Origin of the sequence: Streptomyces sp. BE20 (assembly GCF_036322525.1) — a bacterium.
Classification (GTDB): domain Bacteria; phylum Actinomycetota; class Actinomycetes; order Streptomycetales; family Streptomycetaceae; genus Kitasatospora.
The window spans coordinates 126,888-146,722 of the sequence record NZ_JAQYWW010001022.1 but is presented as its reverse complement, the minus strand read 5'-3'; the positions used below and the strand labels follow the sequence as shown (position 1 = coordinate 146,722).

Sequence of the window (19,835 nt, the reverse complement as noted above, 5' to 3'; positions counted from 1 at the left end):
CGTTGCCGAAGTCGACGAGGAGGCGGCCGTCGACGGTGGTGCCGTTGGTGGCGGCCGATCCCCACTGGATGCCGAACGGGCGGCCCGCTTCGTGGAGTTCGCGGAGGAGCGCGGCGACCTCGGACTCGGTGTAGGTGCGGAGGACGGGGTCGTGGGGCGTGAGCGGGGCGGGGTGGTGGTCGTCTCTCACGCGGCGGCGTCCAGTTCGTACCAGACGACCTTGCCGTTCTTGGTGGGGTCGGCGCCGAAGCGGTGGGTGAGGGCGCGGACGAGGTGGAGGCCCCGGCCGGACACCTCGTAGGGGCCGGAGGAGAAGGGGGACTCGGGGAGCGTGGGGCTGTCGTCGCAGACGCACACGCGGAGGGTGCGGGGGAGGAGGGTGACGATGACCAGCGGGGCCTGGCAGTCGGCGTGCCGCCAGGCGTTGAAGTAGAGCTCGTGGAGGGCGAGTTCGGCGTCGTGAATGGTGTCCGGGTGCCAGCCGGAGGAGGTGAGGGCGCGACGCAGTTCTTTACGGGCGGCGGACCAGTCGGGCGGGTTGAAGGCACGCATAGGAGACCTCCGAGGAGGGGTGGAGTGAGGAGAAGCGGCGGCGGACGCGCCACCATCAGGCGGGGTGGACCGAAGCCGGCCGCTTTGCTGGGCAGGAAGACAGCAGGCATCGGCCGCCCGGATGAACGGGCGGTACTGACGATCCGTCGGATCGCTGTGAGAAAGACCATAGCCGAAAAGGCCTCTATTTATAGGTTGATGGAGGGAAGTTCCCTCTACCGTGTACTCCGAGCCGGGATGGACCTGCCCACTGCCAGCGCGGCACACTGATCCAGCACCGGTAGAGAGGACGTCATGGCCCTTCGCTCCAACCCGACTCTCCGTCAACGACGGCTCGGTGCCGAGCTGAGACGGATGCGTGAGCAGGCGGGCCTCGGCGGTAGCCAGCTCGCCCGAATCCTGGGCATCAGTCCTGCCCAGGTGAACCAGATGGAGATGGCGAAGATCGGCGTCAGTCCGGAACGTCTCCGACTGGTCGCTTCGGCGTGCAACTGCGCCAATGAGTCGCTGATCGACGTCTTGGCGCACATGGCGACGGAACGCGGCAAGGGGTGGTGGGAGGAGTTCCGCGGAGTTCTGACGACAGACTTCCTGGAAGTCGCCGAGCTTGAGGCCCATGCCACGCGGCTGACGTTCTGTACGACTGCCTACATGCCGGGCCTGCTCCAGACGAGCGCCTATGCGTCGGCGGTCTTCGCTCGGTTGTTTCCCCCACTTTCCTCGCACGAGATCGACACCAGGACCGCGTTTCGAATCAGGCGCCAGGAGATCGTCCGCTCCGGTGCCACCCCGCTGCGAACGTTCATCCACGAAGCTGCGCTGCGCATGCAGTTCGGCGGACCCAAGGTGCTCGTGGAGCAACTCGGGGCACTCCTGGCCGATGCCGAGCGGCCTGGGATCTCTGTACGCGTCGTGCCGTTCACCGTCGACACCTTCCCGGGTGCCGGCGAGAACCTCACCTTCGCCGAAGGCTCGATCCCTGAACTGGACACCATCGAGATAGATGTCTCCCAGGGTGCGTTGTTCCTCGATTCGCCAGCCGATCTGGCCAACCATCGAGCGATCTTCTCGCGCCTCGACTCCACGGCCCTCGCCGAAGATGAGTCACGCGAGTTCATCCTGGCTGTCATGAAGGAAGTGAAGCCCACCAATGTCTGAGTCCACGTGGCAGAAGTCCAGCTTCAGCGCTTCGAGCAACGAGTGTGTGGAGGTCCGTACGAGCAGTGGGCTGGTCGAACTTCGTGAGTCCGACGACGGCGAGGTCATCATCCGCACCACTCCCGATGCCTTCGCCGATCTCCTGCGCGCGATCAAGGCCGGTGAACTCGACCACCACGCGTGACCTTTGCGGCGCCTCGCTGTCTCGGAGCCAGGCACCGCCTGCCCTCCCTGCTGAACCCCCGGGCGAAGGTGAGGCGCGCGCAGGAAGTCGACCGGGTCGACTTCCTGCGCGGGGACATCCGGCGGCGAGGGAGGAATCTCGACTCGGACGGCCGGGACTACGGCTTGACCGGGAGCACGTAGACCTTGACCGATCCGGGGCCCGGGTAGGTGACCATAATTGACTGGCGGGGACTCTTCATGTCGTCCTCCTTTGCCGGAGCCGCCACTCCCTTGACGGGCTGCGAGAACAGATCAGCGGACCATCCGGTCAGTTTGAGGTCGCTGTCGGTGAACTCCATGGTGCGGCGGGCCCCTTCCGGGTGGGTCAGCGGGTGGCGGCCAGGGCCTCCAGCAGGCGGTCCAGGGAGGTGCCGAGGCCCCAGCGGGCCGCGAGGTCCTCCAGGGTCATCGGGTCGAGCGGCTCCGAGGGGAGGGCGGGGTCGAACGCCGGGAGCGGGGCGTCGGTGGCGACCCGCACCACGGTCGGGGCGACGTCCAGGTAGGCGGAGCCCTCGACCAGGTTGCGCCGCCGGGCCGGGGTGAGCCGCGAGCCCACGTCCAGCGCGGCGGCGCGGATGCCGGCCAGGTCGCCGTACTCGTGGATCAGCTGGGCGGCGGTCTTCTCGCCGATGCCCTTGACGCCCGGCAGGCCGTCGCTGGCGTCGCCGCGCAGTGCGGCCATGTCCGCGTACCGGTCGCCGCGCACGCCGTACTTCTCCTGCAGCAGGGCGTCGTCGGTGACCTGGAGGTTGCCCATGCCCTTGACCGGGTAGAGCACGGTGATCGCGCGGGCGTCGTCCACCAGCTGGAACAGGTCGCGGTCGCCGGTGACGATCTGGACCGGGCCGGTGGCGTCGGCGGTGAGGGTGCCGATCACGTCGTCGGCCTCGTAGCCGGGGGAGCCGACCCGGGCGATGCCGAGCGCGTCCAGGACCTGCTCGATCACCGGGACCTGCGGGGAGAGGTTGTCCGGCACCTCCTCCTCGCCGTTCTCGGCCGCCTCGGCGAGCCGGTGCGTCTTGTAGGAGGGGATCAGGTCCACCCGCCACTGCGGGCGCCAGTCGGCGTCCATGCAGGCGACCAGGTGGTCGGGCCGGTGGTCGTGAACCAGCCGGGCGATGAAGTCCAGCAGGCCCCGGACGGCGTTGACCGGCTCACCCTGCGGCGAGCGCAGGGTGTCCGGTACGCCGAAGAAGGCCCGGAAGTAGAGGCTGGCGGAGTCGAGCAGCATCAGGCGGGGTGCGGTCACGCCTCCGATCATGCCGTACCGGGCGGACAGCCGGCCGGTACCGGTGCGCGCCGGTCGGTGCGCACCGGCGGGTGCCGGCGGCGGGGTTGGTTCGGGGGCGGGTCCGGGCGGGCGGGGTGCCGGACCGGCTCAGTGCTTGTGCGGACCGGCGCGGTGGACGGGGCCGTGCGCGTCCGCGCAGTGCTCGGGGACCGGGCCGCCGGGGGTGGTGATCTGGAGCAGTGCGCCCGCCTCGTCCTCGCCGACGTGGTCGACCTGGAGGGTGCTGTGCGAGATCCCGTACTCCTTGGAGAGCTTGCGCTGCAGCTCGCGGCGGACGGCGTGGCAGTCGCCGCCGGGGGTGACGAGGATGTGCGCGGACAGGGCCGGCTGGTTGGAGGTGATCTCCCAGATGTGCAGGTCGTGGATCTCCTCGACCAGCGGCTGGGTGACCAGCCGGTCCGCCACCGCGTCGGGGTCGATGCCGGCCGGGGCGGCTTCGAGGAAGATCCGCCCGGAGTCGCGGACCAGGCCGATGCCGGCCTTGAGCATCAGCGCCACCACGATCAGCGAGGCGATCGAGTCGGCGCGGACGAAGCCGGTGGTCACCACGATCAGGCCGGCGACGGCGGTCGCGATGAACGCGTAGAGGTCGGTGAGCACGTGCTGGAAGGCGCCCTCGACGTTGAGCGAGCTGCGGTTGGCCTTGGACATGCACCAGGTGGCGGCGATGTTCACGACGATCCCGACCAGCGCGGTGACCAGCACCAGCGAGCCGGCCACCTCCGGGGGCTCGAACAGCCGGGTGATCGCCTCGTAGCCGAGCCAGGCGGAGAGGATCAGCAGCGTCACGCCGTTGGCCTGGGCGGAGAGGATCTCCGCGCGCTTGAGCCCGTAGGTGTAGCCGCCCCGGGCCGGGCGGGCGGAGAGCCGCATGGCGATCAGGGCGAGCACGATCGAGGCGGCGTCGGTGAGCATGTGCGCGGCGTCCGAGATCAGCGCCAGCGAGTGGGCGGCGAAGCCGACCACCACCTCCCCGGCCATGAACACCACGATCAGTACGAGTGCGCTGACCAGCCAACGGCGGTCCGCGTCCGCGGCCACGCCGTGCGAGTGGCCGCCGTGGCCGCCGTGGGTGTGGCCGCCGTGCGCCTGCTTGTGGTCATGAGCATGATCATCATGGTGCTCGTGCCCGGCCATCGAAGTCCTCTCCTGGACGTGCGGGGGTGGGGGGAAGGGGGCGCGACTGCCCTGCATCCGAAGTGAACCTCAGATCGAACGAAGATCCAAAGGCTGCATTGGAGACCGTTGTCATTGCCGTGCCGTAACCCCCGTCCGGTATCGTCGCGCCGCCGTCGAACGGGGGAGTCGCACATGGGCGTGACCGGCCGGGTGAGCCTGAGTGAGATAGCCCGGGAGTGGGGACGGATCGGGGTGCTCGGCTTCGGCGGACCGCCCGCACACATTCTGCTGCTGCGGCGGCTCTGCGTGGAGCGGCGCGGATGGCTGACGCCGACCGAGTTCGAGGACGGCATCGCGGCGACCAACCTGCTGCCCGGACCGGCCTCCACCCAGTTGGCCGTACTCACCGCCGGCCGGCTGCGCGGCACCCCCGGCGCGCTGGTCGGCGGGGTCTGCTTCATCGCGCCGGGACTCGTGCTGATCCTGGTGCTCGCGGCGCTCCTCCTGGCCGGCGACCCGCCGCTCGCGGTGCTCGGCGCGGCGGCCGGTGCCGGCGCGGCCGTTCCGGCGGTCGCCGTGCAGGCCGCGACCTCGCTGGTCCCGGGCAGCTTCGCCCGGGCCGGGCGGGAGTGGGCCGCCCGCACCCGCTGGGCCGGGTACGCGGCGGCGGGCGCGGCGGCCGCGATCGTCACCGGGCCCTGGCTGGTGCTGGTCCTGATCGCGGCGGGGCTGGCCGAGGCGGCGCTGCGCGGACGGCCGGACCGGCGGCCCGGCGACCGGCGGCCCGGCGACCAGCCGTCCGGCCCGGCAGCCGCGCTGCCGCTGGCCGTCGGGCTGCCCGCGCTCGGCGGACTGGGCGCCGTGGCCTGGGTGGCGTTCAAGGTGGGGGCGCTCTCCTACGGGGGCGGCTTCGTGATCATCCCGTTGATGCGGGACGACGCGGTCAACCGCTACCACTGGATGACGGACGGACAGTTCCTCAACGCCGTCGCCCTCGGCCAGGTCACCCCCGGCCCGGTGGTGCAGACCGTCGCGGTGGTCGGCTACGCGGCCGCCGGGCTCGTCGGTGGGCTGCTGGCGGCGGCGGTCGCCTTCGCGCCGTCGTTCCTCTTCGTGATCGTCGGCGGACGCCACTTCGACCGGCTCCGCGCCGACCGGCGGGTGCAGGACTTCCTCACCGGCGCGGGGCCGGCCGTGATCGGCGCCATCGCCGGATCGGCCGTGCCGCTCGCCGCCGCGCTGGGTCACGTCTGGCAGTGGGGGGTCCTGGCCGGGGCGCTGCTCTGGCTGGTCGCGGCCCGGCGCGGCGTGGTGCTCACCCTGCTGGCCGCCGGAGCGGCCGGCGTGCTCGCGGCGGTCGCCGATCTGCCAGTGGCGTGAACCCTCCCGAGGGGGCTCACCCGACCGGGTGACGCCGGTTTGCGCGCCCCCGTGCGCCTGCGCAACGATCGGCGCCCGTGAAGATCACTACGGCGGAGGCCGTCCACTGGCTCGTCGAACTGGAGCCCATCGCCGCCGATCTGATGAACCGTCACCTCGCAACGGCGCGCGAGTGGTTCCCGCACCAGTACGTGCCGTGGAGCCTCGGGCGGGACTTCGACGGGCCGCTCGACGGTGAACCCTGGCGGGCCGAGCACTCCACGCTCGCCCCGGCCGTCCGCTCCGCCCTGGTGGTCAACCTGCTGACCGAGGACAACCTCCCCGGCTACCACTGGACCATCGCCGCGCAGACCTCCCGCGACGGAGCCTGGGGGGCCTGGCTGCACCACTGGACCGCCGAGGAGGACCGGCACGCCGCCGCCATCCGCGCCTACCTGCACGCCTCCCGCGCCGTCGACCCGATCGCGCTGGAGCGGGCCCGGATGGCCCAGGTCGCCACCGGCACCCTCCCCGAACCGGACGGCGTGCTCGGCCTGGTCGCCTACGCGGCGGTGCAGGAGCTCGCCACCCGGGTCAGCCACCGCAACACCGGCCGGCTCAGCGGCGACCCGGTCTGCGACCGGCTGCTCACCAGGGTCGCCCAGGACGAGAACCTGCACATGGTCTTCTACCGCGAGCTGCTGCGGGCCGCCCTGGCGTCGGACCCGGACCAGGTCCTGGTCACCCTCGACGCGACCGTCCGCGGCTTCGCGATGCCCGGCCAGGGCATGCCCGGCTTCGCCCGGCTGGCCGGCGAGATCGCCGTCGCGGGCGTGTACGACCTGCGGGTCCACCACGACGAGGTGCTCGTCCCGCTGCTCCGCTCGCTCAAGGTCCTCGAACTGACGGGACTCGGCCCCGCCGGCGAGCAGGCGCGCGACCGGCTCGCCGGGTACCTGGAGCACCTCGACGCCAGGGCCTCCCGGTTCGTCGAGCGCCGGGACCGGGCGCTCGACGTCCGGGCCCGGCGCGAGCAGGCCGCCACGGCCTGAAGCGCCCCGCGGCGCCGCCGTTCCGCACCGCCGTCCCGCGGCGTCCGCCCCGAAGCGCCGCCGACCCGCGTCGCCCTTCCCGGTGCCGCCGACCCGCGTCGCCTCGCGCGGGCCGTCCGGTACCGCCCGTTCCCCGAACAGGAGAGGTATGACCACCACCACCGTCGGCACCAGCGCCGCCGACATCGAGTTCCACTACGACCTCGGCAACGACTTCTACGCCCTCTGGCTCGACGAGACGCTCAGCTACTCCGCCGCCGTCTGGGACGGCATCGCCCCCGGCGAGCCCGACGCCACCGCCCTGCCGCGCGCCCAGCGGGCCAAGCTCGACCTGCACCTCGACCTGGCCGGCGCCGCCTCCGACGCCGGGTTCCGCCTGCTCGACGTCGGCTGCGGCTGGGGCGGCCTGCTCACCCACGCCGTCCTCACCGGCCGGGCCGGCGAGGCCACCGGGCTCACCCTCTCCCGCGCCCAGCACGCCCACGTACGGGGGCTCGCGCTCCCCGGCGTCGACGTCCGGCTGGAGAGCTGGGACGGCCACCGCCCCGAGCGGCCCTACGACGGGATCGTCTCGATCGGTGCCTTCGAGCACTTCGCCACCGCCGACATGGACGCCGCCGGACGGCTCGCCGCCTACCGCTGCTACTTCGAACGCTGCCACGGCTGGCTGCGCCCCGGCGCCCGGATGTCGTTGCAGACCATCGCCTACGACGGCGTGGCCGGCGGCGACGGTCCGGTCGGCTCGTTCGTCGCGGCCGAGGTCTTCCCCGGTGCGGCGCTGCCCCGGCTCGGCGAGATCGTCACCGCCGGCGACCCGTACTTCGCGGTGACCGCCGTCCGCGCCTCCGCCGAGGACTACGCCCGCACCCTGGGCGCCTGGTCCGCCCGACTGCTGCGGGCCCGCGTCGAGGCCGAGGCACTGGTCGGCCCGGACGGTTTCCGCCGCTACCGCCGCTACCTGCGCGCCTGCGAGGTCACCTTCCTGCGCGGCGCCGCCACGCTCTACCGGATCGGCTTCCGGCGGCGCGACGAACCGCTCCGGCTCCCGGTCTGAGGCCCGGGTGAACCCCTCGAACGGCCCGGTGGCCCGGCCGCGGGCGTGGGCGGCGGTGGCCGTCGTCTGCGCCGCCCTCTTCCTCCTCGGACTCGACTTCACCGTCCTCAACGTGGCGATCCCGAGCCTGCGGGACGATCTCCGGCCGACTCTGGCCGAGACCCAGTGGATCGTCGACGGTTACGCGCTCGCGCTGGGCGGCTGCGTGCTCGCCGCCGGCGCGCTCGGCGACCGGTACGGCCGGCGGCGGGCCTTCGCGACCGGACTCGCCGTCTGCGCGCTGGCGTCGGCGGCCGGTGCGCTCGTCGACGGCCCGGCCGGACTCGTCGCCGCACGCTGCGCGATGGGCGTCGGCGCGGCACTGTTCATGCCCTCGACGCTCTCCACCGTGGTGCACGTCCTGCCCGCGGCGGCCGACCGGCGGCGGGCGATCGGGATCTGGGCGGCGGTGGCCGGCGTCGGCGCGCTGTTCGGTCCGGTGGTCGGCGGCCGGCTGGTCGAACAGCACGGCTGGCAGGCCGCGTTCTGGCTCAACGTCCCCGTGGTGGCGGCGATCCTGGTGGTCACCCCGGTGATCCCCGAGTCGCGCGATCCGGAGGCCCGGCCGCTGGACCGGCTCGGTGCACTGCTCTCCTGCGCCGCTCTGCTCACCCTCGTGTGGGGGATCATCGAGGCGCCCGGACGCGGCTGGACCAGCCCCGAGGTGCTTGCCGCCCTCGCCGCCGCCGCGCTGCTGCTCGGCCTCTTCGTGCTGCGCCAACTCCGCTGCGCCGCACCGATGGTGCCGGTCCGGCTGCTGCGCGACGGGCCGGTCTGGCCGGCCACGGTCTGCCTGGCGCTGATGTCCTTCGCGATGTTCGGCGCGATGTTCCTGCTGACCCTCTACCTCCAGCAGGTCCGGGGCCTCTCGGCCTGGCAGGCCGGGCTGCGGATGGTCCCGCTCTCGCTGGGGCTGGCCGCCGGGGCCGTCCTCGGCCCGGTGGTCGCCCGGTACGCCGGCGCGCGCGTCCCGGTCGCGGCCGGGCAACTGCTGATCGCCGCCGGATTCGTTCAACTCGGCCGTCTCGGCGTGGAGTCCGGGGACGCACCGGTGTTCGTCTTCGAGGCGGTCTCCGGCTTCGGCGCCGGGCTGATGGCGCCGGTCGCCACCGAGCTGGTGATGAGCGCGGTGCCGGCCGCCATGGCCGGGGTCGGATCGGCCCTCAACGACGCCACCCGGCAGGTCGGTTCGACCCTCGGCGTGGCGGTGCTCGGCTCCGTGCTGGCCACCGCCGCGGCCGATGCGGCGACCGGCGACCGTATCGCGTTCACCACCGGGCTCACCGCGTCGGCGCAGGTCGGCGGGGCCGTCGCCGCGGCGGGCGTCCTGCTCGCCTGGTTCCGGCTGCCCGCCCGCCTCCCCGTCCCGCAGCCTGCCACGCGGCCCGTCCCTCAGGCCGTCCCTCAGGCCGTCCCTCAGACCGTCCCACCGCCCGTCCTCGCCCCCGAACCGGACCGAACGGCCCGGCCGTTCGCACCGTCCGCCACTGAAAGGAACGTCCCATGAACGACAGCTTCACCGTCCTGCGTGCCTGCCTGGTCGAGGAGTTCGAGGTGCCGGCCGCCCTCGTCGCGCCCGAGGCCACGCTGGCCTCGCTGTCGCTCGACAGTCTCGCGCTGGTCGAACTCTCCCTGCTGGTCGAGGAGCGGATCGGCGTCACCGTCCGCGACATCCGGCCGGACTCCACGCTCGGCGAACTGCTCGCCCACGCCGGTGCCGCCCCGGCCGAGGTCGACGGCCCGGGCGCCGTTCCGGTCGCCGGCCGGGGTGCCGCTGCAGGTGCCGCGCCGGGCGCCCTTCCGGCTCCCGGTGCCGCCCCGCTCGTCGGTGTCGATCTGACCGCGGGCGCCGTCAGTTGAGCGCCCACACGGTGGCCGACCGGGCGGTGGCGGTGACCGGGCTCGGCCTGGTCACCCCCGCCGGCTTCGGCGTGGCGGCCGGCTGGGACCACCTGCTCGGCGGAGCGCCGACCGCCCGGCGCGACCCGCTCCTCGCCGGGCTGAACGTCGACTTCTCCTGCCGGGCCGACGGCTTCGACCCGGTCGCCCTGCTCGGCGGCCGGCTGGCCCGGCGGCTCGACCGGTTCGCCCAACTCGCCGTCCTGGCCGCCCGGGAGGCCGTCGCCGACGCCGACCTCGACCCGGCCGACTGGAACGCGGACCGGGTCGGGGTGGTGCTGGGGGTGAGCGCCAGCAGCACGGACACCCACGGGGTCGAGTACGGGCGGCTCGCGGACGGCCGCCCCGACCTGGTCTCTCCGCTGATGGCACCGCGCTCCATCCCCAACATGGCCGCCGGCGAGGTCGGCCTCGACCTCGGGGCCCGGGGGCCCAACCTGGTCACCAGCACGGCCTGTGCCTCCGGCACCACCGCCCTCGGCGTCGCCTGCGACCTGCTCCGGGCCGGCTCCTGCGACGTGGTGCTGGCCGGCGGCACGGAGAGCGGCCGGGCGCCCATGGTGGCGACCTCCTTCGACCGGCTCGGCGCGCTCTCCCGCCGCCGGCACGACCCGGCCGGGGCCTCCCGGCCCTTCGACGCCGACCGGGACGGCTTCGTGCTCGGCGAGGGCGCGGGCCTCCTCGTCCTGGAACGCGCCGCGGACGCCCGGGCCCGTGGCGTCCGCCCGCGCGCCTACCTGGCCGGCCACGGTTCGACCGCCGACGCCCACCACTTCACCGCGCCCCGCCCGGACGGCGCGGGCCTGGCCCGCGCCGTCCGGATCGCACTCGCCGACGCCGGGCTGGCGCCGCACGAGATCGGCCACGTCAACACGCACGGCACCGGCACCACGCTCAACGACCTGGCCGAGGCCGCCGCCCTGCGGCAGGTCTTCCGCCGGCCGCCCCCGGTCACGGCGGTCAAGAGTGTGATCGGCCACTGCCTGGGCGCGGCGGGCGCGATCGAGGCGGCCGTCACCGTCCTCACCCTCCAGTACGGGCTGATCCCGCCCACCGCCAACCTCGACCGGCTGGACGAGGCGATCGACCTCGACGTGGTCACCAAGATGCCGAGGCGCGTCCAGCTCCAGGCCGCCGTCTCGGTGTCCAGCGGCTTCGGCGGCCAGAACGCGGCCGTCGTCCTGACCTCCGCCTGACACGCCCCCGTCCGCCTGCCCCGGGAGTCCCACCATGCCCGCCTCGACCACCCGCTCCGCCCCGGAAACCCCGTCCGCCCCCGCGGCCCGCCGCCCCCTGCTCCGCGCCCGGCTCGCCGCCTCCCGGCTCTACGGCCGGCTGCTGATGCGCCGCCCGCCCGCCGACTGGTCGGCCCCGCACGCCGACGGCCGCTACGGCCCGGCCGAACCCGCGGACGAGCGGCCGGTCACCCTGCTGATGCTCGGCGACTCCCTCGCCCGGAGCTTCGGCGCCGACCGCCCCGAGGAGACGCTCGGGGCCCGGCTCGCCCAGGCGCTCGGCGACCGGCTGGACCGGCCCGTCGACCTGCGCGTCCTCGCCCGGGTCGGTGCCACCACGACCGGCCTGCGCCGGCAGACCGCCCGGGCGGCGCGCCTGCGGCCCGGGCTCGCGGTGGTGATCGTCGGCGGCAACGACGCCCTCCTCCCGCTGCCGATCGGCAGGTCCGCCCGTCTGTTCGCCCTGCTGCTCGGGCGGCTCCGCGAGACCGGCTGGCAGCCGGTCGTGGTGCCGTGCCCCGACCCCGGCCACGCGCCCGGCTTCCGTACCCCCACCCGACTGGTCGGCGGGCACCGCTCCCGGCGCCTCGCCCGCCGGCAGGCCCGCGCCGCCGAGCGCGCCGGGACGCCGCTGGCCCCGTCCTCCGGGCCCGAGTTCCAGGACCGGGCCGAGCTGCTCCTCGCCCCCGACGGCGTCCACCCGAGCTCCCGGGGCTACGCCGAGCACGCCGCCCGCATGCTCCCCGCGCTTCTCGACGCCGCCTCCCGACTGCCCGCCGAGTCGGTACCCGCAGAACCGGTACCCGCCGAGTCGGCACCCGCCGAACCGGTGCCCGCCGTGGCCGCGGGTACCTCGGCGGCGCCCACCGCCTGAGCGCCCACCGAACACGGCCCGCCCGCCCGGACGTCCGGACGCCCGCACCCCCGTACGGGGCGCGGGCGTCCGGACGCACCGACGGTCCGCCGGCTACCGCACCTCGACCGCCTCCAGGCCCAGGCCCAGCTCCAGATCCAGTTCCGGCGTCCGCGCCGCCGTCGCCGCCCGGACCAGCGCCTGCATCACCCGGAGGTCGTCCCCCTGCTCGGGGTGCCACTGCACGCCGAGCGTGAATCCCGGTCCCTCCACCGCCTCCACCGTCCCGTCCGGTGCGTGCGCGCCGACCCGCAGGCCCGTGCCGAGCCGGTCCACCGCCTGGTGGTGGAAGGTCGGCACGGTCAGTTCGGGCTCCGGCAGCAGCCCGCCGAGCAGCGTCCCGGGCACCGGCCGCACCACGTGCGTGCCGTACTTGCCGGGGGAGCCGGTGTGCACGTCCACCTCGACGACGTCCGGCAGGTGCTGCACCAGCGTGCCCCCGCAGACGACGTTCAGGACCTGCATGCCCCGGCAGATCCCCAGCAGCGGCATGCCCGCCGCGAGCGCCGCCCGCAGCAGCGCGCACTCCCAGACGTCCCGCTCGACGGTGTCCACGTCGGTGAGCGGGTGCGGCTGCTGCCCGTAGTAGGCGGGGTCGATGTCCGGTCCGCCCGCCACGACCAGGGCGTCCAGTCGCGCCAGCACCTCCGGCGCGCGTTCCGGGGCGTCCGGCGGCAGCAGCACCGCGATCCCGCCCGAGTCCTTGACGTACGAGGTGTACCGCTCGGGCACCAGGGCCACCCGGCGGTCCCTCCAGTCGCTCCAACTCGCGTCCACCAGATAGGTGCTGACGCCGACAAAAGGCCTGCGATCCATGGCGGGCATTCTCCTCCCGTGCCGCCCGATACATCGCCAACCACGCATATCGGCGCGCCACACCAGCCCGCCCTCTTCCGCGCCGTCCGTGACAGGCCGTACGGTTCCCTGTGACCACGTGATCTCACAGCGTGATCGACGAGGAGGGTGTCCGCCATGAACGACCACGTCGCCGCGCCAGGCAGCGCCGCCGCTGCGCCGACCGCCCAGCCCGGCGCCACCGGCTCTGCCGGACCCGGCGCCCGGTCCGGCAGAGCCGTGTCGGCCGCGTCGCGCCGTGCCCCGCTGGCCCTGGACGAGCTGCGCGCCCTGGTCGACGCCGGCGAGATCCACACCGTCGCGCTCGCCTTCACCGACATGCAGGGCAGACTCCAGGGCAAGCGCTTCGCGGCCCGGTTCTTCCTCGACGAGGTGGCCGAGAACGGCGCGGAGGCCTGCGACTACCTGCTCGCCGTCGACATCGACCTCAACACGGTGGACGGCTACGCCCTCTCCTCCTGGGAGACCGGCTACGGCGACTTCGCGATGCGCCCCGACCTCGACACCCTCCGGCTCACGCCCTGGCAGCCGGGCACCGCCCAGGTCACCGCCGACCTCGCCCGGCACGGCGGACGTCCGGTCGCCGCGGCGCCCCGCCAGCTGCTGCGCCGCCAGATCGAGCGGCTGGCCGAACAGGGCCTGGCCGCCGACATCGGCACGGAGCTGGAGTTCCTGGTCTTCCGCGACACCTACGAGCAGGCCTGGCAGGGCGGTTACCGCAGCCTGACCCCGGCCAACCTCTACAACGTCGACTACTCGCTGCTCGGCACCGCCCGGGTCGAGCCGCTGCTCTCCCGGATCCGCATCGAGATGGCCGGCGCCGGCCTGGTGGTGGAGTCCGCCAAGGGGGAGTGCAACCTCGGCCAGCACGAGATCGCCTTCCGCTACACGGACGCGCTCACCACCTGCGACCAGCACAGCGTCTACAAGACCGGCGCCAAGGAGATCGCCGCCCAACTGGGCTGCGCGCTCACCTTCATGGCCAAGTACGACGAGCGCGAGGGCAACAGCTGCCACATCCACCTCTCGCTGCGCGACGCCGTCGGCGCCCCGGCCTTCGCCGACCCCGACGGTCGGATGACCGACACCATGCGGCACTTCCTGGCCGGCCAACTGCTCGCACTGCGCGAGTTCACCCTGCTGTACGCGCCCAACATCAACTCCTACAAGCGGTACCGGCCGGGCTCGTTCGCTCCGACGGCGGTCGCCTGGGGCCGGGACAACCGCACCTGCGCCTACCGGGTGGTGGGCCGTGGCCCGGGTCTGCGGATGGAGAACCGGGTGCCCGGCGGGGACGTCAACCCGTATCTCGCGGTGGCCGGCATGATCGCGGCCGGCCTGCACGGGGTACAGCAGAAGCTGGAACTGCCCGCGCCCTGCCTGGGCAACGCCTACGCCGTCGAGGACTACGCCCGGGTGCCCGGCTCGCTCCGCGAGGCGGCCGACCTGTGGGGCGCGAGCGAGCTCGCCCGCGCCGCGTTCGGGGACGACGTGGTCGAGCACTACCTGCACATGGCCAGGGTCGAACAGGCCGCCTACGACAGCGCCATCACCGACTGGGAGCGCTACCGATCCTTCGAGCGGATGTGACCACCATCGACACCACCAGTGACACCACCACCGCCACCGCCGGCCGCGGGTCCGGCGCGGGACCCGCCGTCTCCGTCGTCCTCAACCCCGCCACCGGCGAGACCCTCGCCACCGTCCCGGACACCACCCCGGAGCGGCTGGACGCCGCCGTCCAGCGCGCCGTCAAGGCGCAGCAGGGCTGGGCCGCCCTCGCTCCCGGCGAGCGGGCCCGGTTGCTGCGGCGCTTCGCCGACCAGGTCGAGGTGCACGTCCCCGAACTCGCCGGACTGGAGGTCGCCGAGGCCGGCCACACCGTCGGGACCGCCCACTGGGAGGCGGGCAACGTCCGCGACCTGCTGGAGTACGCGGCCGGGGGAGTGGAGCGGCTGACCGGGCGGCAGATCCCGGTGGCCGGCGGCCTGGACGTCACGTTCCACGAGCCGGTCGGCGTGGTGGGGGTGATCGCGCCGTGGAACTTCCCGATGCCGATCGCCGCCTGGGGCTTCGCCCCCGCCCTCGCCGCCGGGAACGCGGTGCTGCTGAAGCCCGCCGAGGCCACCCCGCTGACCGCACTGCGGCTGGCCGAACTCGCCCTCGCCGCCGGACTGCCCGAGGGTCTGTTCCAGGTGGTCCCGGGTGCGGGCCCGACCACCGGCCGGGCCCTGGTCGACCACCCCGCCGTCCGCAAGATCGTCTTCACCGGTTCGACGGTGGTCGGCAAGGAGGTCGCCGCCCGCTGCGCGGCCCGGGCCAAGCGGGTCACCCTCGAACTCGGCGGCAAGAGCCCCAACATCGTCTTCGCCGACGCCGACCTCGCCGGGGCCGCCGATCCGATGTCCTTCCTCGACAACAGCGGTCAGGACTGCTGCGCCCGCAGCCGGATCCTGGTCCAGCGTGCGGTCTACGACGACTTCCTCGCCCTGCTGCTGCCCGCCGTCGAGGCGGTCCGCACCGGTGACCCGGCCGACCCGGAGACCCAGCTGGGCCCGCTGATCTCGGCCGCGCAGGTCCGCCGGGTGGCGTCGTTCGTCACCCCGGACCTTCCCGTGCTGGCCCGCGGCGCCGTGCCGGACGGCCCCGGCTTCTGGTACCCGCCGACGGTGCTGGCGCCCACCGACCCGGACGCGCCGGCGGTCACCGAGGAGATCTTCGGTCCGGTCGCCGTCGTGCTGCCCTTCGAGGACGAGGCGGACGCCCTGCGGCTCGCCAACGCCACCCGCTACGGCCTCTCCGGTTCGATCTGGACCCGCGACCTCGGCCGGGCCCTGCGTCTGGCCCGGGGCGTCGCGGCGGGCAACCTCTCCGTCAACTCGCACTCCTCGGTGCGGTACTGGACGCCGTTCGGCGGATTCGGCGAGTCCGGTGTCGGCCGGGAACTCGGGCCCGACGCGCTGACCCACTTCACCGAGACCAAGAACGTCTTCATTCGGACCGAGGAGTAGGAGCACACCGTGACCCGGAAGTCCCACGAGAGCCAGGAGCCCGGTGCCCCGGTCTGCCGGCGGCTGGTCGGCCGTACCGCGGTGATCACCGGAGCCGGCAGCGGCATCGGCCTCGCCGCCGCGCGCCGGCTCGCCTCCGAGGGGGCGAAGGTGGTCTGCGCCGATCTCGACGAGGCCACCGGCAAGGCGGCCGCCCAGGAGGTCGACGGCCTGTTCGTGCACACCGACGTCACCGACCCGTACATGGTCGAGGCGCTCTTCGACCAGGCCTACGAGACGTTCGGCAGCGTCGACGTCGCGTTCAACAACGCGGGCATCTCGCCGCCGGAGGACGACTCCATCCTGACCACCGGGCTGGACGCCTGGCGGCGGGTCCAGGAGGTCAACCTGACCTCGGTCTACCTCTGCTGCAAGGCCGCGCTGCCGTACATGCGCCGGCACGGGCGCGGCTCGATCATCAACACCGCCAGCTTCGTGGCCCGGATGGGCGCGGCCACCTCGCAGATCTCCTACACCGCCTCCAAGGGCGGGGTGCTGGCGATGTCCCGGGAGCTGGGCGTGCAGTTCGCCCGGGAGGGCATCCGGGTCAACGCGCTCTCGCCCGGGCCGGTGGACACCCCGATGCTCCGGGAGCTGTTCGCCAAGGACCCGGAGCGGGCGGCGCGGCGGCTGGTGCACGTCCCGCTGGGCCGGTTCGCGCGGCCCGAGGAGATCGCCGCCGCCGTGGCGTTCCTCGCCAGCGACGACTCCTCCTTCATCACGGCGAGCGAGTTCCTGGTGGACGGCGGGATCTCGGGGGCCTACGTGACCCCGCTGTAGCCCTCCGAGACGGGCCGCCGGGACGGGCCCCGGCCGGGCCGCCGGGAGGGTCCGGAATCGGTTCGTCCGGGCGGCCCGGCCGCTTCTCACCGTAATCTCATGGAAAATGCCGGGAATTCGGTGTCCCGCTGATATCGCGTTTATCCGGTTCCCTTTAGATTCTGTGTCGTGAGCGAGCAGATCCCCGCCGGGTGGTACCCGGACCCGAAGGACATCACCGGCGACCCGCGACCCCAGCGCTGGTGGGACGGCACGGGCTGGACGGCCAGCACCCGGCCCGCACCCTCGGACGCGCCGCCGCCGGAGTCCCCGGCGGCCGGCGCTCCGGGGCCGGACACGACCGCCGAGACCCGGGTGCTGGAGGGGGAGGTGCTGGAGGGCGGCCCGTCGGCCCGCTATCCGGAACCGCCCCCCTTCGGTACCGCCTACGGCTCGCCCGTGCCGCCGCCCCCCAAGGTGCGGCGCCGGCCGTCCAAGCTCGTGGTCGCCGCGACGGTGGCGGCCCTGCTCGGGCTGGGCGCCGGCTCGGGCATCACCTATCTGGCGATGGACGACCACGGGGACCGGCAGCGGTCCGCCCGCCCCGGCTTCCCGAACGGCCCGTACGGCGAGGGCGGCCCGTGGCGGGGCCTGCCGGACCTCGGCGGCCCCGGCGACCAGGGCAACGGCCAGGGCAACGGGAACGGAAACAGCGGCAACGGCAACAACGGCAACGGCAACAGCGGCAAGGGCGGCAACGGCGGCGGCGACAGCAAGGGCGGCGACGGCGGGAGCGGCGGCAGCGGCGGCCAGGACGACGGCACGGCCAAGGGCCGCGACAAGGCCGTCGACGTGGTGAACCGGCTCGTCCTGCCCGTCCCGTCCGGCTGGGAGGGCGGGACCACCCGGGACGGCTTCGCCGCGCTCAGCATCGGCTCGTACACCTGCGAGGGCGGCGGGACCTGCTCGCTCGGCGGTGCCAACAGCGGCCGGATCGCCGGCGGCGGCACCGACGCCCAGGCGGCGGCCAAGGCCGACATCGAGAAGGCGGCCAAGGACTCCTACAACGAGCTGGTCTCGCACGAGGAGCTGAAGTCCGAGGCGGTCAAGGTCGACGGCCGGGACGGCTACCTGGTCCGCTGGAAGGTGGACGCGGCCAAGGGTAACGACGGGTACGTGCAGACCGTGGTCTTCCCGTCCGCCGACGGGAAGACCCTGGTCTCGGTGCACCTCGGCTTCGACATCACCGCCAAGGCGCCCGAGCTGTCGGTGATGGACACCATCGTCAAGGGCATCGACGACTACAGCGGCAAGCTGCCGGCCGTCCCGGGCCTCCCCGGTGGACCCGACGGCGGCGCCGGTACCGCGACGACCTGACCCGGGCCGTGGGCCGGGACCGCGCCGGTCCCGGCCGGCCGCGGGAGACAGCGGTGGGCGGCACCGCCGCGGCGCCGCCCACCGCACCGCTCACACACGGCGGCGGCCCGCCCGGAGGGATCCGGGCGGGCCGCCGCCGTTCACGGCGTGGTGGACGTTCGCCGGGCCCGGACCTCACGGGGGTTGAGATCCGGCCCCGGCTTCCGGCAGTCAGCCGTCGTGTCGAACAGCCTCGACCCGACGACGCCGGAGCACCATGCCGGCCCAGCCGACGCCGACGGCGGCGGCACCGGCGAGCAGCAGCGGGCCGGTGGCCGAGCCGCCGCCCACCGCGGCACTGTTGGTCGGGACGACCGCGCCGGCCGGCTCGTTGGCGTTGCCGCCGTGCCCGTGGTGGGCCACGGTGGACTTGCCCAGGCCGGCGGAGATCTGCTCCTCGCTCGGCGCGGCCGGGGCCTGCGCGGTGAGCGCTGCGGTCCCGCCGGCGACCGCCGCCTTGCCGAAGTCGATGTCGGAGCAGCTGTAGAACGCCTCGGGGCTGTCGGTCCGCTGCCACACCATGTACAGCAGCTGGCGGCCGGTGCGCTGCGGCAGGGTCCCGCTGTAGTTGTAGTAGCCGTTGTCGGAGGTCCGGCTGGTCGGGACCTGGGCGACGGGGAGGGCGTCGAGGTCCGACCACTTCAGCGGCTTGGTCGGGTCCCAGCTCTGCTTGGTGATGTAGATGGTCTGGTTGCCCTGGTGCGCGGCGGTGACCCGGAACTTGAAGTCGACCTTGCCGGGGGTGACCGCGCTGGCCGGCCAGTCGGCGCGCGGCAGGTCCAGCGCCTTGTACTTGTCGCGGTTGGCGGAGCACAGCTTGCCGTCCGGGATGATGGCCTGGTGGCGGCCGTCCGCGTTGGCGATGTTGACCTCGTTCCAGTCGTACAGCGGCTGGGTGCCGCTCAGGGAGACGAGGTCCTTGCAGATCTGCGACTTGGGGGTCTCGGGGCCCTCCGCGTAGCAGGCCGCGATCCGGCTGACCGGGTTGGTGACGGTGCCGTGAGCGCCGGCGGTGCCGATGCCGGTGACCGAGACGGTGAGGACGGCGGCGCCGATGACGCCGACGGACATGGCGGTTCGCTTCATGGACATGGGGTGGGGACTCCTTGACCGTGTTCCCGGGTCGAAGATGTGGGGGAGTGCCGGACACGTCTGTCCGAGGGGCCCGCCGACCCGGCGCGCCGGCCCCTGAGCTGAGCGTATGATTGGACTAGACCAGCTGGCAATAGGCCGTTCTGAGCCACTTTTTGACGGACTGTAGCCCTGCGAACAGCACAAAGGCCCGATCGGATGCCGCAGTTAGGCATCCCATCGGGCCCTCTTAAGGTGCGGCCAAGGTTCGGCGGCCGGGCCGCGGGTCAGGGGTCGGTTCGCCCGATGGTGACCGAGCCCGCGGTGCCCGCCTGGATGACGCTGCCCTGCACCGTCCCGCCGCTGATCGCGATGTTCAACGAGCCGGCCGCGGGCTTCGGCAGCCTCGGCCCGAACTCCTCCAGGAGGGCTTCGAGTTCCCGGGCCGCAGCGGGGTTCTCGTGGAGCGCCTCACGGAGCCGGGCGCGCCAGCCGCCGGTCAGGTCCTCGACCGCCCGGGTGTCGCCGGCCTCCTGCGCGCGGGTGACGGCCGCCCTGGAGCGTTCCAGTGCGGCCTCCTCCGCCTCGTCGCCCTCGCCGCGTCCCAGCCACGAGCCGAAGCGCGAACGGGCCTGCGTCCAGAACTCGGTGGCCATCAGCCCGACCAGCGTGCTGGCGCCGGCCGTCACCAACTGCACGACTTCCGCTTCCACGGTCTCCCCCTCCGTCGGCGTGGTCCTCGCATCCGCTCCACGGTAGTGGAACCGGGCCCGCGCGCGAGGCGGAAC

Annotated in this window: 21 protein-coding genes; 13 read left to right on the top strand and 8 right to left on the bottom strand. The window is 73.8% G+C overall.

All coding sequences use genetic code 11. The features are described 5' to 3' along the window. Window positions 1–190: hypothetical protein (locus tag PUR61_RS28675; protein ID WP_329882368.1), on the bottom strand; the 190-nt coding region annotated here is incomplete at its 3' end. Next, entirely contained in the window at window positions 187–552 is a 366-nt protein-coding gene (locus tag PUR61_RS28670) for an ATP-binding protein (protein WP_329882366.1), read from the bottom strand. The genes PUR61_RS28675 and PUR61_RS28670, both read right to left, overlap by 4 nt. Before the next feature lie 294 nt (window positions 553–846). On the opposite strand from PUR61_RS28670, the gene PUR61_RS28665 reads away from it, so the two are divergent. Then, window positions 847–1,710, top strand: coding sequence for a helix-turn-helix domain-containing protein (locus PUR61_RS28665; RefSeq protein WP_329882364.1), 864 nt, complete (start codon window positions 847–849; stop codon window positions 1,708–1,710). Further along, entirely contained in the window at window positions 1,703–1,894 is a 192-nt protein-coding gene (locus tag PUR61_RS28660; protein ID WP_329882362.1) for a DUF397 domain-containing protein, read from the top strand. Before PUR61_RS28665 ends, PUR61_RS28660 begins: the two co-directional genes overlap by 8 nt. A 157-nt stretch (window positions 1,895–2,051) precedes the next feature. On the opposite strand, the gene PUR61_RS28655 is transcribed toward PUR61_RS28660, so the two are convergent. The 3 genes from PUR61_RS28655 to PUR61_RS28645 form a co-directional block, all read right to left on the bottom strand. After that, window positions 2,052–2,234 carry a hypothetical protein gene (locus tag PUR61_RS28655; protein WP_329882360.1) on the bottom strand — a complete coding sequence of 61 codons (183 nt, stop codon included), beginning with the start codon at window positions 2,232–2,234 and terminating at the stop codon, window positions 2,052–2,054. 26 nt (window positions 2,235–2,260) lie between these two features. Next, a complete protein-coding gene (locus tag PUR61_RS28650) occupies window positions 2,261–3,196 on the bottom strand; it encodes a 5'-3' exonuclease (protein WP_329882358.1) in 936 nt (311 codons plus the stop codon). A 117-nt stretch (window positions 3,197–3,313) separates the two neighbouring features. Next, complete coding sequence (locus PUR61_RS28645; protein WP_329882356.1) at window positions 3,314–4,363, bottom strand: cation diffusion facilitator family transporter; 1,050 nt, start codon at window positions 4,361–4,363, stop codon at window positions 3,314–3,316. A gap of 174 nt (window positions 4,364–4,537) precedes the next feature. Here PUR61_RS28645 and chrA point away from each other — a divergent pair, with 174 nt between their 5' ends. From chrA to PUR61_RS28610, 7 genes are all read left to right on the top strand, one after another. Next, entirely contained in the window at window positions 4,538–5,725 is a 1,188-nt protein-coding gene (gene chrA, locus PUR61_RS28640) for a chromate efflux transporter (RefSeq protein ID WP_329882354.1), read from the top strand. 77 nt (window positions 5,726–5,802) lie between these two features. Continuing rightward, complete coding sequence (locus tag PUR61_RS28635) at window positions 5,803–6,756, top strand: acyl-ACP desaturase (protein WP_329882351.1); 954 nt, start codon at window positions 5,803–5,805, stop codon at window positions 6,754–6,756. 148 nt (window positions 6,757–6,904) lie between these two features. Further along, a complete protein-coding gene (locus PUR61_RS28630; protein ID WP_329882349.1) occupies window positions 6,905–7,810 on the top strand; it encodes a cyclopropane-fatty-acyl-phospholipid synthase family protein in 906 nt (301 codons plus the stop codon). A gap of 7 nt (window positions 7,811–7,817) precedes the next feature. After that, window positions 7,818–9,356, top strand: coding sequence for an MFS transporter (locus PUR61_RS28625; protein WP_329882347.1), 1,539 nt, complete (start codon window positions 7,818–7,820; stop codon window positions 9,354–9,356). Beyond that, window positions 9,353–9,709 carry an acyl carrier protein gene (locus PUR61_RS28620; protein ID WP_329882344.1) on the top strand — a complete coding sequence of 119 codons (357 nt, stop codon included), beginning with the start codon at window positions 9,353–9,355 and terminating at the stop codon, window positions 9,707–9,709. Before PUR61_RS28625 ends, PUR61_RS28620 begins: the two co-directional genes overlap by 4 nt. Beyond that, window positions 9,706–10,944, top strand: a complete 1,239-nt coding sequence (locus PUR61_RS28615; protein ID WP_329882342.1) for a beta-ketoacyl-[acyl-carrier-protein] synthase family protein — start codon at window positions 9,706–9,708, stop codon at window positions 10,942–10,944. Before PUR61_RS28620 ends, PUR61_RS28615 begins: the two co-directional genes overlap by 4 nt. A gap of 34 nt (window positions 10,945–10,978) precedes the next feature. Beyond that, a complete protein-coding gene (locus PUR61_RS28610) occupies window positions 10,979–11,857 on the top strand; it encodes a GDSL-type esterase/lipase family protein (protein ID WP_329882340.1) in 879 nt (292 codons plus the stop codon). 93 nt (window positions 11,858–11,950) lie between these two features. Here the strand turns inward: PUR61_RS28610 and PUR61_RS28605 are convergent, their stop codons facing one another. Next, window positions 11,951–12,712: a gamma-glutamyl-gamma-aminobutyrate hydrolase family protein gene (locus PUR61_RS28605; protein ID WP_329882338.1), complete on the bottom strand. Its 762-nt coding sequence runs from the start codon at window positions 12,710–12,712 to the stop codon at window positions 11,951–11,953. Between the two features lie 156 nt (window positions 12,713–12,868). Between PUR61_RS28605 and PUR61_RS28600 the strand changes: the two genes are divergently transcribed. The 4 genes from PUR61_RS28600 to PUR61_RS28585 all read left to right on the top strand — a co-directional run bounded on the left by PUR61_RS28600 (window position 12,869) and on the right by PUR61_RS28585 (window position 17,937). Then, complete coding sequence (locus PUR61_RS28600) at window positions 12,869–14,341, top strand: glutamine synthetase family protein (RefSeq protein WP_443035249.1); 1,473 nt, start codon at window positions 12,869–12,871, stop codon at window positions 14,339–14,341. A gap of 5 nt (window positions 14,342–14,346) precedes the next feature. Further along, entirely contained in the window at window positions 14,347–15,762 is a 1,416-nt protein-coding gene (locus tag PUR61_RS28595; protein ID WP_329882386.1) for an aldehyde dehydrogenase family protein, read from the top strand. Window positions 15,763–15,771: 9 nt separating this feature from the next. Next, the gene (locus PUR61_RS28590) at window positions 15,772–16,581 is read left to right on the top strand and encodes a 3-oxoacyl-ACP reductase (protein ID WP_329882336.1); all 810 of its coding nucleotides are present in this window, start codon (window positions 15,772–15,774) and stop codon (window positions 16,579–16,581) included. Window positions 16,582–16,749: 168 nt separating this feature from the next. Beyond that, a complete protein-coding gene (locus PUR61_RS28585) occupies window positions 16,750–17,937 on the top strand; it encodes a DUF2510 domain-containing protein (protein ID WP_329882334.1) in 1,188 nt (395 codons plus the stop codon). Window positions 17,938–18,147: 210 nt separating this feature from the next. Here the strand turns inward: PUR61_RS28585 and PUR61_RS28580 are convergent, their stop codons facing one another. Next, window positions 18,148–19,068, bottom strand: a complete 921-nt coding sequence (locus PUR61_RS28580) for a lytic polysaccharide monooxygenase auxiliary activity family 9 protein (protein ID WP_329882332.1) — start codon at window positions 19,066–19,068, stop codon at window positions 18,148–18,150. Between the two features lie 266 nt (window positions 19,069–19,334). Continuing rightward, window positions 19,335–19,760, bottom strand: coding sequence for a hypothetical protein (locus PUR61_RS28575; RefSeq protein WP_329882330.1), 426 nt, complete (start codon window positions 19,758–19,760; stop codon window positions 19,335–19,337). Between the last annotated feature and the right edge of the window lie 75 nt (window positions 19,761–19,835).

What these genes read in the sequence shown, in the direction of transcription:
- PUR61_RS28600 (WP_443035249.1), top strand. Translation starts at nt 12,869, where the DNA reads ATGAACGACCACGTCGCCGCGCCAGGCAGCGCCGCCGCTGCGCCGACC.
- PUR61_RS28650 (WP_329882358.1), bottom strand. Translation starts at nt 3,196, where the DNA reads ATGATCGGAGGCGTGACCGCACCCCGCCTGATGCTGCTCGACTCCGCC.
- PUR61_RS28620 (WP_329882344.1), top strand. Translation starts at nt 9,353, where the DNA reads ATGAACGACAGCTTCACCGTCCTGCGTGCCTGCCTGGTCGAGGAGTTC.
- PUR61_RS28665 (WP_329882364.1), top strand. Translation starts at nt 847, where the DNA reads ATGGCCCTTCGCTCCAACCCGACTCTCCGTCAACGACGGCTCGGTGCC.
- PUR61_RS28580 (WP_329882332.1), bottom strand. Translation starts at nt 19,068, where the DNA reads ATGTCCATGAAGCGAACCGCCATGTCCGTCGGCGTCATCGGCGCCGCC.
- PUR61_RS28670 (WP_329882366.1), bottom strand. Translation starts at nt 552, where the DNA reads ATGCGTGCCTTCAACCCGCCCGACTGGTCCGCCGCCCGTAAAGAACTG.
- PUR61_RS28655 (WP_329882360.1), bottom strand. Translation starts at nt 2,234, where the DNA reads ATGGAGTTCACCGACAGCGACCTCAAACTGACCGGATGGTCCGCTGAT.
- PUR61_RS28610 (WP_329882340.1), top strand. Translation starts at nt 10,979, where the DNA reads ATGCCCGCCTCGACCACCCGCTCCGCCCCGGAAACCCCGTCCGCCCCC.
- PUR61_RS28605 (WP_329882338.1), bottom strand. Translation starts at nt 12,712, where the DNA reads ATGGATCGCAGGCCTTTTGTCGGCGTCAGCACCTATCTGGTGGACGCG.
- PUR61_RS28660 (WP_329882362.1), top strand. Translation starts at nt 1,703, where the DNA reads ATGTCTGAGTCCACGTGGCAGAAGTCCAGCTTCAGCGCTTCGAGCAAC.
- PUR61_RS28630 (WP_329882349.1), top strand. Translation starts at nt 6,905, where the DNA reads ATGACCACCACCACCGTCGGCACCAGCGCCGCCGACATCGAGTTCCAC.
- PUR61_RS28645 (WP_329882356.1), bottom strand. Translation starts at nt 4,363, where the DNA reads ATGGCCGGGCACGAGCACCATGATGATCATGCTCATGACCACAAGCAG.
- chrA (WP_329882354.1), top strand. Translation starts at nt 4,538, where the DNA reads ATGGGCGTGACCGGCCGGGTGAGCCTGAGTGAGATAGCCCGGGAGTGG.